Raw genomic sequence first — 15,072 nt, 5'->3', positions numbered from 1 at the left:
CAAGCTGTGCAGATTTGACTGCTAATCGAGGTGGCACGATGAACCGAACGTGATTGTAGCCCGTCTGGAGCTCTACTGGCTTTTCCTCCTTGATTTGTGCTATCGGCACCGAAGGGGGGCTTATGGGGGCGGTGATTTTCTTTACCAGCATGACGATGCTGGTGGGTTTAATGTGCGGTAAATGGTTAGTCCGATTGGGTTTTCCATTGCCGTCCCATAATCGGGTAGAGAGTCTGGACGGATTGCGTGGCTTCCTTGCCGTGAGTGTCCTGTGTCATCACGTCTATGTCTGGAGCCGCTTTTCGGTTGTGGGATGGCGGGAGCCGGATATGGCGCTGGCAAGCCTGTTGGGCACAGGCGCCGTCGGCCTGTTCTTCATGATCACGGGCTATCTGTTCTACCGAACGATTTTGAACCTTACGCTGTTCAAATGGGCGAAGATGATGGTGGGCCGCATCTTCCGCATACTCCCACTCGTCACGGTCTCCTTCGTCCTGATCGTCGGGCTGGTGATACTGCGGGTTCATCCGAGCTTGAAGCTGTCGCAACTGCTGCTCGCTGCGGTGCACTGGATAACGGCGCACCAAGAAGTGCCTATCCTCGGCTATGCTGAGGCTGGGCGCATCAACGCCTATGTTCTGTGGTCGTTATGGCAGGAGTGGCTGTTTTACGCCGTGATGGTTCCTGTGCTGGGATCGGCTGCCTGGGGGCTGCAACGTGTGAAGGTGCCTACCCTGGCCTTGCCTATAATTCTCATTTTGCTGGGCTTCCTGCTCCAGCGCCATGTCCAATCGGCAATATACTGGCCGCTTTTCGGCGGCGGGATGCTGGCGTATGAAATCAAGAGCCGTGACGCGATAGCACGGAAGCTTCGTACGCCTGGCGCCGCGGTCCTCGCCGTCGCTTTGCTAGCTTTTGCCGTCGTGACGACACGAAGTCCCTATGGTTTAAGCCTGCCGGCCTTCGCCTTCTTTTTCGCCTGCGTCGCCTGCGGAAACGCGTTCGGTGGCGTGTTGACGCTGAAGGCGGCGCGCGCGCTCGGGGAATGTTCTTTCGGTATCTACCTCCTGCACGGCATCGTGCTCTCCGTTGCCTTCACCGATCTCGGCATAGCAGCGTCGCTGGCGGTAGCGCCCTTCGCGGTCGTCATTGTCGTGGCGGTATCGGCGGCGGCCTTCCTTCTGGTGGAAAGGCCCATGGACAGGGTCGGACACGCTGTACGGAGCGAAGCCTTACCTGCGCTTCGAAGGTCCGTCGCCATCGCCTAGGCGCGGGCTCTGCACGGGCCCGATCCCAATCGCTCCGGCGAGATCAACTATTACGGCCGCACCTTCCTGTTCGGGGTGCGCGCCGAGTTCTGATCGCCGCGCATGCAAAAAGGGCCGGGAGCGATCCCGGCCCTTTCTCTGCGCCTGCGGCGTCCCCAAGGGGATCAGAAGAAGACGCGCGCCGACGCAGAAATGGTGCGGCCATATAGCGGCCGCGTCAGCACTACGCCCGATGTCGGCAGCGTGCCTTCCGAAATGCCGGTGATCGCGCGCGTGTTCAGCAGGTTGCTGGCGTTCATCGACAGTTCGAACTTGTCCGCGGGGCGGACCTGCGCGAACAGGCCGACGGTGGTGTAGCCCGGCATCCGCAGCTGGTTCACGTCCTGCGTGAAGCTGGCGGTGGTGCCGATGAACGCCGCGCCGATCGTGAAGCGATCGGTATCGAACTGCGGCGTCAGGCCGTAGATCAGCTTGGGCTGGTTGCGCGGTGTGTTGCCCACCAGCGCCGCATTTTCCGCGCGCCGGATCTCGGCCTCGGTATAGGTGGCGTGCGCCATGACGCTGAACGGCCCGCGCCGGAAGCCCCCTTCGAACTCCAGACCATAGGCCTTGTAGGCACGCGTCACCGCGCTCAGTTCCAGCAGGCCGGTCGCCGGATTGGTGGCGATCTGCGAGTTGGTGTCGTCGGTCAGCGCGTGGAAGCCGGTGAGGTTCAGCACGAGGCCGTTGTGGCGATACTTCAGCCCGATTTCCGCCTGGCGCACGCTGTCGTCGCCCGCCGCCGGATTGACCAGCGCGCCGGTGACGGTGCTCACCGCCGGTGTGAACAGGATCTTGTCCGCCCCCGCGCGGCCACCCAGGCTGTAGCGCGCGAAGATGGCGAAGGATTCCGCCATGCGATAGTTCACGCTGGCCGAATAGGACAGGTAATCATGGCGGTAGTTGACCGGATAGGTCGCACCCATCGTCGGTGCCGCCACCAGCCGTTCGGGTGCCGAAATCGTGCCGTCGGCGTTGATGTCGAACGTGCGGACGCCGCTGTCGTTCATGATGTTGCCGCGCGCGCGGCTATTGTCCCAGCGCACCGAGGCGCCCACCGCGATCTTGCCCTTGGCGAAGTTGATCGAGGCAAAGGGTGCCGTCGTCTGATAGGTCAGGTTGGTGTATTTGGAATTGCCCGGCGAACCCGGTCCGCCATAGTTGCGATAGCCTTCCTGGGTGACGAGCGCCCCGGCGGCGTTGCGCAGGTTCAGCGCAACCGACTGGCCGTCGCCCACCGCATCCTGGAAGAAGGTGGCGAAGCCGATTTCCGAATCATATTGCTGGCTGGAGCGATAGAGCCCGGCCGTGGTGGTAAGGCTGCCGCCGCCGACCGACCATACGCGGCTCACGCGCAGGTCGTTGGTCATGTTGCTCACGTCTGGCGCGTACATGTCCGAGAAGAAGGACAGGACGGCCAGGCCGTTGCCGCCCGCGGCGTTGAAGGCCTGGCCCGTGCGCGGCCCGGCGGCATAGCTGAACGTGGCGCCCGCGCCGCCGAAGCGCGTGGCGAACTGCGCCGCCGGCGCTGCCGAGGACACCACCATCGTGGTGTTGGCAACCGACTGGTGCGCGTAGCGGAAGCGCTCGGTGATCGTCCATTCGCCCAGGTTGAACTGGCCTTCGAAGCCGATCGCCTTGGCCTTCGCGTCGACGCCGTCGTTCAGCGCGCGGCGACGTACGTCGCCGGACGCGCGCAGCGTCGCGGAGAGCGGCAGGTTGGGCGAAAGCAGTGAATTGGTGCGGCTGCTCAGGCCCTGCGGATCGGCATAGGAAGGATCGTCGTTGGTGCCGGTGACGAGCATCGGCATGCCGACATAGGCCGGCGTCGTATCGTCGAGCAGCTTGCCGTAAACGCGGATATAGCCGCCGTCGAACTGCTTGGTGACGTTCAGCTTTACCTGGCCGCCACGAAATGCGTTCATGCCGCTGTCGCGCGGCCCTTCGCCTTCGCGATAGAAGCCGCCGATGTGAAAGCGCCAGCCGCCGCCCAGCTGGCTGCCATAATCGAAGTCGGTGCGATAGCTTTCAAAGTCGACGCCCACCGTCGCCATCACCGATCCCCCCTGCACTTCGCCGGTCTTGGAAATCAGGTTGATGACGCCGCCCGGCGCGTTGGAGGCGAAGGTGGAAGCCGATCCGCCGCGGATCGATTCCACCTGCCCGACATTGAAGTCGGCACGGATGAACAGATCGGGGGTCAGGCGCATCAGATCGCCGAACTCCATCACCGGCAGGCCGTCTTCCTGCAACTGGATGTACTTGCTGGCGCCGTTGACCATCGGCAGGCCGCGCACGGTGTAGTTGTTCTGCGATTCGCCGGCGGAAGCCTCCACCCGGATGCCGGGGATGTAGCGGAACAGTTCCGCGAGCGAGCGCGGCGCCAGGCGAACGATGTCGTTCTCCTTGATCGAGCTGGTCGAGGTGGGGCTGTTCAGTCGGTCACGGCCGCGGGCCACGCCGGTGGTGACGATGTCATCGTCGTCGACGGTGCGGCTGGCTTCCCACGCGGTCTGCGGTTCCGCCTCCTGGGCAGCGGCGGGTGCGGCGAGCATGCACAGCGCAAGGGTCGCCACCGACGCGTGGACAGAAAGCTTCAAGTAACGATCATTCATTTGCAGATCCCGGTCAGTTGCCTCTCGGCTATCCTCATGCCATCGCAATCTTGAAGATTCGTTATTTCGGTAACTACGTAGCCCGGCGGCGCATCGGTGATCTAAAGCACCCGATTACATGGCCTTATCGTCTGCAATTTCGAAGCCAGCGATCATGGCATGTCCTTAGGTGCAGCATATTGTTGTGCAGATAACACTATGTTACAAACCGATAGTTCGGCAGCCACCGCTGCGCATCTTTACCGTTTGTTTGGAACTTGCCCGGCGCCGAACCGATCGTCACTGCTGCCGCGAAGTCTTTCTTTTCCCGGTCGATTGTTCCAAGTCTGCGCTGCCACGAGTTGCCGGGCGGCAGGGGAGAGACGGATGCGGAAGGGTTGCAAGGCGATGGCCGCGGCTGCGCTGGCGGCGCTGGCCCTGCCATGGAGCGCGGCCGGGGCGCAGGTGTGGCGCGCCGACCAGGGCGACGACACCTATCGCAATCCCATCCTCTTCGCCGATTATCCCGATCCCGACATCATTCGGGTGGGCGATACCTTCTATTTCGTCACCACCAGTTTCGTGAACGCGCCGGCCGTGACCATCCTTCAGTCGCGCGATCTGGTGAACTGGCGCCTGACCACGCATGTCGTGCCGAAGCTGGACGGCAATCCGAAATACGATCTGAAGGATGGCGGCGACTATCGCCACGGCTTCTACGCCGCCAGCCTGCGCCACCATCGCGGGCGATTCTATATGGCGATCACGCCGGTGGGGCAGAAGACGCGGATCTATCGCGCCGACAGCATCACCGGCCCCTGGGCCTATTCGGTGCTCGATCGCGAGGCGTTCGATCCCGCGCTGTTCTTCGACGACGATGGCCGCGGCTATGTGATGACCTCGATCGGCACCGACGGCACCACCACGCTGCTGACGCTCAATGACGACTATACCGCGGTGGAACGTGCCCAGGTGGTGCATTACAACAAGGGTGCCGAAGGCTCGCACCTGCTGAAGCGGAACGGCTGGTATTATCTGTTCACCGCGATTCCGAACCGGCTGGGGATGACGATCTCGCGCGCCCGCGCCCTGACTGGCCCGTGGGAGACCCGCCCATCGATCAGCACGCGCGAAAAGACCGGCGGCCATCAGGGCGCGATCGTGCAGCTCGCCAATGGCGCCTGGTTCGGCTTCGTCATGGTCGATGCCGGGGCGATCGGCCGGATGACCAATATCAGCCCGATCCACTGGGTGGACGACTGGCCGATCTGGGGCACGCCCGAAGCGCCGGGCCGCGTGCCCGATCGCGCCCGCAAGCCGATCCAGGGCCAGCCTTTTTCCGAGCCGGCGACGTCCGACGACTTCTCCGGGCGGCGCCTGGGCCTGCAATGGCAATGGAACCACAATCCCGATGACAGCCGCTGGTCGCTCACCGAACGAGCGGGCATGCTGCGCCTGCACGCGACGGTGGCGGACCAGATCTGGCATGCGCGCAACACGCTGACGCAGAAGGCGCAGGGGCCGGCGGGGCGCGGCGTGGTGGCGCTCGATATCAGCGGCATCCGCCCCGGCGATGTCTGCGGCTTCGGTACCTTCGGCAAGTTTTCGGCGCAGCTGGCGGTGCTTGGGCAGGCGGGCGGGGCGCGCGCGCTGACGATGCGCGTGACCGAGGACACGCTGCAGGGGCCGCGCGTCACGGTGCGCGAGGCGGCGATTCCGATCCGCGGCGACCGGCTGTGGCTGCGCACCGACACCGATTTCGTGCACGCCACCGGCCGAGTCGGCTACAGCCTCGACGGCCGCAACTGGACGGACGTCGGCGGCAGTTTCCCGCTGGCGTTCGACTGGCAGACCGGCACCTTCCAGGGCCAGCAGTTCGCGCTGTCCTGCTACAATCCGGCGCCGGGCGGGGGCTATCTCGACATCGACAGCTTTACGCTGTCGCCGCTCCCCGCCCGGCCATAGCCGGGAAAGCGGCGGCGGTTACTCGGCGGTGAAGCTGGTGGTGGTGATGTGATGCACCGCCGTCACCGCCCCGCCGGGCAGCGTCGCCGCGCCGTCTTCCTTGGTCGCGGCGGAGAGCAGGTAGCGGCCCTTTTCGCGGATCGCGACCGTCACTTCGCCGGCGGCATCGGTGGTGAACGCCTTGGACCATTTGTCGGGCGTGATTACCGTCACCTTGGTGGCGGGCAGCGGCTTGCCGTCGCGCACCAGGCGGAAGCGATTGGCATTGGCGGCAACCGGCACGATTTCGAACGGCAGCCGTGCGGCGGCCTCGGCGCGGCCGGCGCGGGCATAGTAGACCACGCCCTCCTTCTTCCCCGCTTCGCCCCAGGGTGCGAAGACATTGTCGTCCCAGGCGCGCACATCGCCGGCGGGGACCTGCGCTTCGAGGAAGCCGGCCTTGCGCACCAGCGCCGGCTGGGCATCGCCGAGCAGCCGCGGCGCCTTGAGCTGCGCGAATTCGGGGTCGCCGCCCGCCGGCAGCGGTTCGCCGGGTTCGCCCAGATAGATGCGAGCGGGACCGGCGGCGTCGCGCTCGATCCACACTTCGTGCGCCTGCGCATTGCCGGCAATCCCTGCGCACAGCAGCGCGATCATCGCGTAGAACTTCATCGCCTGTTCCTCTTCCTTACCATCTCCGCCGCGCCGCGCGGCCAGAAATTGACACTCAAGAATACCACCGCCGCGGCAAACATCACCATGCCGGACCACAGCACCGGCCCGAACACCAGCCCGCGCGCGGCAAGGCAGGGCGGCAGCGCCAGCAGCAGCGCCGCCCAGGCCGCGCGCCGCAGCCGTCGCTGGCGGCGGCGCGGCGGGCGGGTGCCGAGCCAACGTTGGTGAAGATCGTGCGTCGCCAGCGCGAACAACGCGAAGCCGGACAGCGCGAGCAGCAGGGCGAGCAGGCTCATTCGGCGGGCTCCCATGCCGGGGTGGATGCGCTCGCGGGTGCCCGATCCGCGCGGAGCCGCCGCGCGGCCGGACGGTGCCGTGCCACGCGCGCCGCCAGCGCGAGATAGGCGAGGCCGAACAGCAGCAGCGCCAGATCGATCCCCGCCAGCACCCCGTCGCGGCCGAGCGTCGCCGCCAGCCCGGCGGACGTTGCCACGAGGTTGTAGGCGGGCAGTGCGATCAGCATGCCGCCGGTCGCGGCGAACAGCGCGGGCCAGACCTGCGCGGGACGGCGGAGCACCGCCAGCAGCCCGGCGGCGGCCCAGGCGAGGAACAGACAGTGGATCTCCCATTCCGCCCGTCCGGCCATCTGCAGCGGCAGCAGCCGGTTTGCCCAGAACATGCAGGCGATGCCGAGCGGAAAGCCGCCGATCACCGCCACGTTCAGCCGCTCGACCAGGCGAAAGCCGAAATAGGGGCGCGCCGGATCCGGCAGCTTCTCGCGCCGCTTGACCGTCCACAGCACCATGCCGCTCGCGACCATCACCGATCCGGCGACGCCGCAGAGGAAGTAAAGCGCGCGCACCCAGCCATCGGCGAAGCGGCCGGCGTGCAGGCCGATCATCGCCCCCGCCGTCACCATTGCCGCGCCCGGCACCGGCGATTGCCAGACCAGCGCGCCGGTCGTCCCGGCATAGGCAAGGCGCGGCGTGCGCGACGACAGCATCGATGCCGGGCTCTGGCTGATCAGCACGCGCGCGGCGGCATCGCCGGGATGAGTCACTTCGATATAGCCTACCGGCGCGCCCAGCCGGCGCTCGGCGTCGCGCGTGATCGCGGCGAGGTCGACCAGCGGAGCGGGGCGATCCGCGGCCGCGCTTTCGTGCGGTTCGGGGAACACCGCGTTGGTGAACCGGCTGCCATCGGCATAATTGGCCACCACCGCCCAGGGCATCAGCATCGCCATCAGCGTGACCAGCCCGGTATAGGTGATCATCAGGTGGAAGGGCAGGCCGAGCACGGCGGTGGCATTGTGCCCGTCAAGCCAGGAGCGCTGCCCCTTGCCTCGCCGCAGCATGAAGAAATCCTTGAAGATCTTCTTGTGCGTCACGATGCCGCTGAGGATCGCGACCAGCATCATCATCGTCGCGAAGCCGACGATCCAGCGGGCCCACAGCACCGGCATATAGTGGAGATCGAAATGGAAGCGGTAGAAGAAGTCGCCGCCGCGCGTCGCGCGCGCCACCACCGGCTCGCCGGCCGCGCCGATCACCGCCTGGTTGTCGCGCCGGCCGCGGCGCCGCGGCGGCTCGCCCGGCCTGGGCTTGGGTACCCAGAAGACCTGCGCGCCCGGCGCCGACGCCGTCGGCATCGCGATGAACCAGCTCTTCGCGTGCGGCGCCTTGTGCTGCAGGAAGCGCTGTGCGCCCGCCAGCACCTGGGCCGGCTGTTCGACGCGGGCCAGTTCGGGCCGCATCCAGCGGTTCAGCCCCTCGCGGTAGAAGGCGATCGTGCCTGCCACGAACACCAGGAACAGCACCCAGCCGAGCAGGAGCCCGGACCAGGTGTGGAGGAACGCCTGCGACTGGCGAAAGCCCTTGTTCATAGCCGCCCTGTCGTTGCGATCGAAGCCCAGCCGATCGCCGCCGGCACGGTGCCGGCGAGGATCAGCGTCCAGAAGGCGCGCCAGCCGCTGCGCGCCGCGAACGCCCACATCGCCGCCGCTGCGCAGATCGCCAGTGCGGCGAGCGTCGCCGCAATCGTCGCCTCGGCGCGCGGACCCGGCAGGATCCGCGCAAGGGCAACCGCCCACAGGCTCCCCACCGCATAGCCGAGCGGGATCGCGGCGATCACGCGCAGCACCATGTCGCCGCGCCGTCGCCACGGCGTGCCGAGGTGGGCCCCGCTCATGGCACGGCGATCCGCAGCGTCGCGAACACCGTGCGCGGGCTGCCGTAATAATTGCCACGGCTGGTTGCCGCGATGCGGGCATAATAGCTGCGATCAAGCACGTTGTTGGCGTTGACGGACAGCGAGACCCGATCGTTCAGCCTGTAGCCCGCGCGCAGATCGAGCACGGCATAGCTGCCCTGGCGCACGATCGTGGAAAGCACGCGCTGGTTGTTCGCCGGGTTGATGTAGGACGGGTTGCCGCCATAGGTTTTATCGAACCAGGTGACGCCGCCGCCCAGGCTGAACCCCCGCAGCCGGCCCTCCGCCGGCGCATAGTTGGTGAACAGCTTCACCATATGCTCGGGCGTGATCGGCATCAGCGGGATGCCTTCGAAGGCGGCGTTGGCGTCTTCCAGATATTTGGTCTTGGTAAAGGTGTAGCCGCCGTTGATGCGCCAGCCGGGCAGGATCTCGCCGGCGATCTCGGCTTCCACGCCGCGTGAACGGACCTTGCCGATCTGCAGATAGACGGTGGCATCGTCGGGATCGTTGAACAGCCGGTTGGTCTGTTCGATCTGATAGGCGGCCAGCGAGAGCAGCAGCCGATCCTGCATCAGCGACCATTTGGTGCCGCCTTCGAATTGCCTGCCCATCAGCGGCAGCACGTCCGAACCGTCGGGCTTGCTGCGCCCGCTCGGCGCAGCCTGGGGCGTGAAGCTGTCGGCATAGCTGATATAGAAGTTCAGCGCGGCGGTCGCATCCCAGACGATGCCGGCATAGGGCGTGAAGCGGCCCTCGATACCCTGGCTGGTGCGGATGCCCGGACGGGGCAGCAGCACCTGGCTGTTGCTTTCCCACCAGGTCATCCGGCCGCCGCCGGTGATCGTCAGCCCTTCGACCGGGGAAAGGCGCAGCTGGCCGTATAGGCCATATTGCTCCACGCGCGTGCTGGTCGCGCCATAGACCTGCGCGACGCAGTTTGCCGTCGCCACCGTCAGCCCGGCGCAGTTCGCGCCCGATCCCTGCACCGGATAGAGCGGCGACGGACCATAGGGGTTGAGCGGCGGCTCTGCCGGGGAAACCGGAGCGAACACGTTGATCCGCGCATAGTTGGAAAGGCGCGTGTAATAGCTCGTATAATCCTGCGCCTGGTAATCGGTGCCCAGGATCAGCGTCTGGTCGCGGCCGAACAGCGGGAAGCTGCCGATGCCGTTGACGTCGAACGCGGCGGTGGAGGCGAAGCTGTCACCGCGATAGGCGATGTGGCTGGTCAGCCCGTTATTGGGCGTGCCGGCGGTGTTGGCCGGCGTGGTGATCGCCTGGGCGCCGATATAGCTGTAGACGTCGATCCGATCGACGTCGCTGTACAGGCCGCTTGCGCGCAGCGTCCAGCGATCGCTGATCCGGTGCGTCAGATCGGCAAAAGCCGTCCAGCTATCCGAACGGAAGCGATTCCAGTCCGCGCCCAGATAGGTCGACCGCGGCACGTCGAGTAGCCGGCCCTCGCTGCCGTCCGGGCCGCCGGCATAGCCGGGCAGGCCGCTCTGGATCGCCGGCTCGTAGCGATCATAATTGCCGCCGACGGTGAAGGTCGTGTCCGCGCCTATATCGACCGCCAGCACGCCATAGCCCGCCAGACGGAAGCGATGCGCGGTATCGAAGAACTGGTCCTGATCCTGCACCATCGCGCCGCCGCGCACCCGCACGCCGCCGCTGATCGGCGCCGAGACGTCCAGCTCGCCGCGAACATTGTTGTAGCTGCCATAGCCGGCCGACGCCTGGATCTTGAACGTATCCAGCGGCCGCTTGCGAACGAGGTTGATGCTGCCTGCCGGATTGCCCGATCCGCTGAACAGGCCCGCCGGCCCGCGCAGCACCTCCAGCCGGTCGTAGAAGAACAGGTCCGGCACCACCGCGGGGAAGGCGAACGCCAGCGTCGGCACGCCATCGACCAGATAATTGTTGATCGTGAAGCCGCGCGAGACGAACGAGGGATCCTCGCTGCCGACGCCGGTCACCGTGATGCCGTTGGTGGCGGTCATCGCGTCTTCGAGGCTGAACAGGTTCTGCGCCTCGAACTGCTCGCGATCGATCACCGTGATGGTGTTGGGAATTTCCGCGAGCGGCGTGATCGTCTTGCCGACTTCCCGGCCATAGCTCTTGCCGACGACGATAATGTCGTCGCGTTGCTGCTGCTGTGTTTCGGCGGGATCCGGATCGTTCGCCACCCCGTCCTTCGCCCAGGCCGGAACCGTTCCGCCGAGCAACGCAACCCCCGCCAACAACCCCTTGATTCGATGCATTCCTTGCCGCGCCCCCTTTTTGTGTCGGGGGCTCGATAGATTATTTGCACCTGCGAGTCACTATCAATAATCCACCAACCGGGATTATGGGGCAGTGTAAGGGCGCTATCAACGCGCCGCGTTCCGCCCGGTTCCACGCGGCAGCGCGATCGGGAGCGGCGGTGCCGCCGCCCCCGATGCGTTTGGCCAGCCGGATCAGAACTTCGCGCGGACGCCGAAGTTGATCGTGCGGCCGAAAGTGTGAATCTCGCTGAACTGGTCGCGCGTGCCCGCAAACGAGGTCTGGCGCTGGTCCAGCAGGTTCACCACCTGCCCAAAGGCTTCGATATTCGGCCGGATCTTGTAACTGGTACCCAAGTCGATGATGCCGAAGCCGTTCTGATAATAGGCGACATTCTCCTCCACCGTCGGCAGCGAGGTGACGAGCGCGCCGGCATCGGTCAGGTACTTGCTGCGATAGGTGTAGCTGACGTTGATTTCGAACGGCCCCGCTTCGAAGAAGGGGGTGATCGAATAGCTTGCGTCCGAAACGCCCTGGATGCCGGCCGCCTGCACGCCCACGCCGGTGCGGTTCAGCTCCAGCTTCGACGTGGCGAAGGTTGCCGTGGCGGTGATGCCCAGGCCGAAGGGAAGCTTCTTGGTATAGCCGAGCTCGATGCCGGAGATCGCCGCATTGCCGACATTGGCAGGCGTGGCGACCTGGATGTCCACCGGCAGCGTCGTGCCGTTGGCGACGGCGAAGGCAAGCGTGCGGGTCTCGAAGTCCGACGCGATGTAATCGTGCACGTCCTTGTAGAAGGCGGCGGCGGTGAAGGCGCCGAACTTGTCGAAATACCATTCGAACGACACGTCGAAATTCCACGACGTATAGGGGCGCAGATTAGGATTGCCGGCCGATGCGGTGAGGTTCAGCGCCGGATCGGCCAGCGCCGCCGCGCCTTCGTTGAAGATGGCGGTGACGGTCGCGCTGTTGGTGTTGATCGAATTGCGCAGTTCCGACAGCGACGGCCGCGTCATCGTGCGGCCCACGCCCAGGCGCAGCTGAATATTGTCCTGCACCGCGATCGTGGCGTTGGCGCTCGGCAGCCATTCGGCGTAGCGCGCCTCGGTCAACACCGGCGTGACCGTGGTGGTCACCCGCCCGTTGCTGCCGCGCACCGGCGTGACGGTGGTGCCGCGCACATCGGTGTCGGTGCGCACATAGCGCAGGCCGAAATTGCCGGTCACCGGCAGCGCGCCGAAGCTGGTTTCGAAATCCACCCGCGCATAGCCGGCCATCACGTCTTCGCCGACGCGATAGGAATTCTGCAGATCCGCGGCATTGGGCGCCAGATCGTCGGCGCTGGGGCGCACGCCGTCATATTCCCCGGTGAGCACATAGGAATCGTTGAACAGCTGCCAATCGACGTTGGTCCAGGGCTGGAAGCGCCCGATCGACTGGTCGAAGGCGTTGCCTGGCACCGGATATTGCAGGAAGGCCGCCGTGCGGGTGAGGCCGGGGCGCAGCGCGGTGGTGGCGCGATCGCGGCGGCGATAATCGCGGAACCGGTCCGAATACTGGCCGCCGAAGCGGATGCCGGTGAGCGTGAAGCCGCCGATATCGGCGTTCATGCTGCGCGAGACGTTGAGAATCGCGGTCTTGTCCTGGTCCTTCGAGTTGATCGGCCGCACCGAGAAGCTGTCGAAATTGAATGCCGCCGGGTTGGTGAGATCCAGATCGGTGTAGAGCGCGTTCACCCGCCCGTCGCGGAGCACGTCGTTGCGGAAATCGAAGGTCAGGTTGCCGCCCCGGCCGCTGGCGGTGGTATATTGCACGCGCTGGATCGGCGTGGTCAGGTCGCTCAGTGCGCGGGCGAAGCTGAAGCGCGGCTCGATCTTCCATTCGCCCAGCGTCAGCCGGGTAGTGGCGTTGATCTGCAGATTCTCGTGCCGCTGATCGAGATATTCGCTGTAGTTGCGGATGCGCGCGCCGCGAATGGTGCCGGCGACCAGCCGCCCGTCCTCGACCACCGCGGTCGACAGGTCGAGCCGTGAGATCTGGCTGGGGATGTAATAGGTCAGCCGGCGTTCGAAGGTTTCGTTGGTGAAGCGCGAATAGAGCGCGTCGACGTCGAACTCCACCACCGGGCTGGGGCGCCACTGCACGCCGGCCACCGCGCTCAGCCGTTCGCGATCCTCGAGCTCGAGATAGGGCTGGACGTCGCCCGGCACGCGCACGGTGCCCAGCCCGGTGATCGTCGCATCGGACCAGCCGTTGCGCAGGCGATCGAACTGCGTCTCGCGGCGGGTATAGGAGATGCCGCCGAGCACGCCGAACGTCTGATCGGCGTTGCGCCATCCGGCGGCGATCGATCCGTTGGGGTTCACCTTGTCGGTGCGCTGCTCATAGCCGCCAAAGGCGCTGACGGCGAGGAAGGACCCGCGATCGAGCGGATCGAGCAGGCGGATGTCGACGGTGGAGCCGATGCCGTTTTCCACCAGATCGGCGGTCGGCGTCTTCACCACGACGATGCTGTCGATCAGCGCGGAGGGCAGCACCTGAAGGCGGAACTGGCGGCCCGACTGGCCGGAATTGCGGATATTTTCGTTGTAGGCCAGCGGCATGCCGTCGAACGTCACTGCCTGGAAATTGGGGCCCAGGCCGCGCACGCTGATGAACTGGCCTTCGCCCTGTTCGCGCACGATCGTCACGCCCGGCACGCGCTGCAGCGCTTCGGCGACGTTCACCGCGGGCAGCTTGCCGATATCGGCGGCGACCACCGCATCGGAGATCGAATCCGCCTTGCGCTTCAGATCCAGCGCGCGATCGACGCCATCGGAAAAGCGGCCGGTGACGACGATATTCTCTTCGGCCGGCGCTTCACTGCTGGTGGCCGGGGGCGTTTGCTGGGCCGCCGCCGACTGAGGGCGGACGATCAGCGTGCCGCCGGCGTCGCGCGTCACGCTCAGCGGCTTGCCGGCGATCAGGCGCCGCACCGCGGTCTCGGCGTCATAGTCGCCGCGCAGCGCCGGCGCGTCGATCCGGGCGACGGCATCGCGGGTGAACAGGATGTCGGTGCCGCTCTGTCGCGCCACCTGCTCCAGCGCGCTCGCCATCGGCTGCGCGGCGACCGCGATGCGCGCGCGTCGGGCGGCGGCCTGCGCATCGGCGGTCCCTGCCGCGACCAGCGTCGAAAGAACCAGCGCAACCGCCGCCGACCGGCAAAGCCGGCGCTTCCACTTCGTCATGCGTAACCCCCGTTTCGCGCTCCCTGCGAGCGCCCGCCCCCTCGACGAACGCGCAGCGATTTTCCCCACCCCCGGGGGCGAAAAAAATTCAGCCGCGGGCGCGGATGCGGATGGCGGCGGCGTCGGCCTCCACGCGTACCGGCAGCAGGATGGCAAGCGAGCGGGCAAAGGCTTCGGTGTCGCCGACGCGGTACATGCCGCTCAGCCGCAGCTGCCCGGTCGCGGCATCGGCGGCGACGAGCGGGCGGCGGCTGTAGCGGTTCATCTCGGCGATCGCGCGCGCCAGCGTCTCGTCGCGGAACACCAGCCTGCCGCTCTGCCAGGCGATCAGATCCTCCAGCTCGGGTCGGTCCAGCCGATCGGGACGCCCCGCCTCCATGGCGATGCGGCTGCCCTGGGCGAGCGCCATCGGCGCGCCGCCGGTTTCCACCCGCGCGCTGCCGTCGACGGCGGTCAGCGCCACCCGGTCGCCGTCGCGGCGCACGTCCAGCCGGCCGCCCTCGGCCACCACGCGGCGCGCGCCGGTGTCGACCAGGAAGGGGCGGGGATCGGAAGCGATGGCGAGATCGACACGGCCCGCGCTCAGCCATAGCGACCGCGCCGCGCCGCCGGCGCGGAAGCGGATGCGCGTGGCGGTATCCAGCATCACGCGGGTCCCGTCTTCCAGCACCAGCCGCCGCTGTTCGCCCACCGCCGTCTCGTGCACGCCCGCGGTCGCCTCGCGCCAGCCGAGCGCGGTGCCGGCGGCGACGATCACCGCCGCGCCGCCGGCGAGCACCGCGCGGCGCGCGATCGGGCGCGAATGGGGCGGCGAAGGGGCGGGCGCGATCGGCTGGTCCTTCAGGCCGCCGG

General features: G+C 66.6%; 10 protein-coding genes. 2 read left to right on the top strand and 8 right to left on the bottom strand.

The features are described 5' to 3' along the window. The first annotated feature begins 149 nt into the window (after positions 1 to 149). Positions 150 to 1,268 (top strand): acyltransferase family protein, encoded by a 1,119-nt coding sequence (locus B215_RS0114470; protein WP_192813038.1) that lies wholly within the window; start codon positions 150 to 152, stop codon positions 1,266 to 1,268. 164 nt (positions 1,269 to 1,432) lie between these two features. Here B215_RS0114470 and B215_RS0114465 read toward each other — a convergent pair whose 3' ends face one another. Then, a complete protein-coding gene (locus tag B215_RS0114465) occupies positions 1,433 to 3,922 on the bottom strand; it encodes a TonB-dependent receptor domain-containing protein (protein ID WP_019370363.1) in 2,490 nt (829 codons plus the stop codon). A 366-nt stretch (positions 3,923 to 4,288) separates the two neighbouring features. On the opposite strand from B215_RS0114465, the gene B215_RS0114460 reads away from it, so the two are divergent. Beyond that, the gene (locus tag B215_RS0114460; RefSeq protein ID WP_019370362.1) at positions 4,289 to 5,866 is read left to right on the top strand and encodes a glycoside hydrolase family 43 protein; all 1,578 of its coding nucleotides are present in this window, start codon (positions 4,289 to 4,291) and stop codon (positions 5,864 to 5,866) included. Between the two features lie 18 nt (positions 5,867 to 5,884). Here the strand turns inward: B215_RS0114460 and B215_RS0114455 are convergent, their stop codons facing one another. The 7 genes from B215_RS0114455 to B215_RS20195 all read right to left on the bottom strand — a co-directional run. Beyond that, complete coding sequence (locus B215_RS0114455) at positions 5,885 to 6,517, bottom strand: DUF4198 domain-containing protein (RefSeq protein WP_019370361.1); 633 nt, start codon at positions 6,515 to 6,517, stop codon at positions 5,885 to 5,887. Beyond that, positions 6,514 to 6,816 carry a DUF3325 family protein gene (locus B215_RS20680; RefSeq protein WP_019370360.1) on the bottom strand — a complete coding sequence of 101 codons (303 nt, stop codon included), beginning with the start codon at positions 6,814 to 6,816 and terminating at the stop codon, positions 6,514 to 6,516. Before B215_RS20680 ends, B215_RS0114455 begins: the two co-directional genes overlap by 4 nt. Beyond that, positions 6,813 to 8,402 (bottom strand): PepSY-associated TM helix domain-containing protein, encoded by a 1,590-nt coding sequence (locus B215_RS0114445; RefSeq protein ID WP_019370359.1) that lies wholly within the window; start codon positions 8,400 to 8,402, stop codon positions 6,813 to 6,815. The genes B215_RS20680 and B215_RS0114445 overlap by 4 nt, the downstream gene beginning before the upstream one ends. After that, positions 8,399 to 8,707, bottom strand: a complete 309-nt coding sequence (locus tag B215_RS0114440; RefSeq protein ID WP_019370358.1) for a hypothetical protein — start codon at positions 8,705 to 8,707, stop codon at positions 8,399 to 8,401. The genes B215_RS0114445 and B215_RS0114440 overlap by 4 nt, the downstream gene beginning before the upstream one ends. Then, complete coding sequence (locus tag B215_RS0114435; protein ID WP_019370357.1) at positions 8,704 to 10,992, bottom strand: TonB-dependent siderophore receptor; 2,289 nt, start codon at positions 10,990 to 10,992, stop codon at positions 8,704 to 8,706. Before B215_RS0114435 ends, B215_RS0114440 begins: the two co-directional genes overlap by 4 nt. Before the next feature lie 195 nt (positions 10,993 to 11,187). Continuing rightward, a complete protein-coding gene (locus B215_RS20200; RefSeq protein ID WP_019370356.1) occupies positions 11,188 to 14,220 on the bottom strand; it encodes a TonB-dependent receptor in 3,033 nt (1,010 codons plus the stop codon). Between the two features lie 88 nt (positions 14,221 to 14,308). Next, the coding region (locus tag B215_RS20195; RefSeq protein WP_019370355.1) for a FecR family protein at positions 14,309 to 15,072 on the bottom strand (764 nt) is incomplete at its 5' end.

It is taken from the genome of Sphingomonas sp. ATCC 31555, assembly GCF_000282895.1.
Taxonomy (GTDB): Bacteria; Pseudomonadota; Alphaproteobacteria; order Sphingomonadales; family Sphingomonadaceae; genus Sphingomonas.
This window is presented reverse-complemented; position numbering and strand designations above follow the sequence as displayed.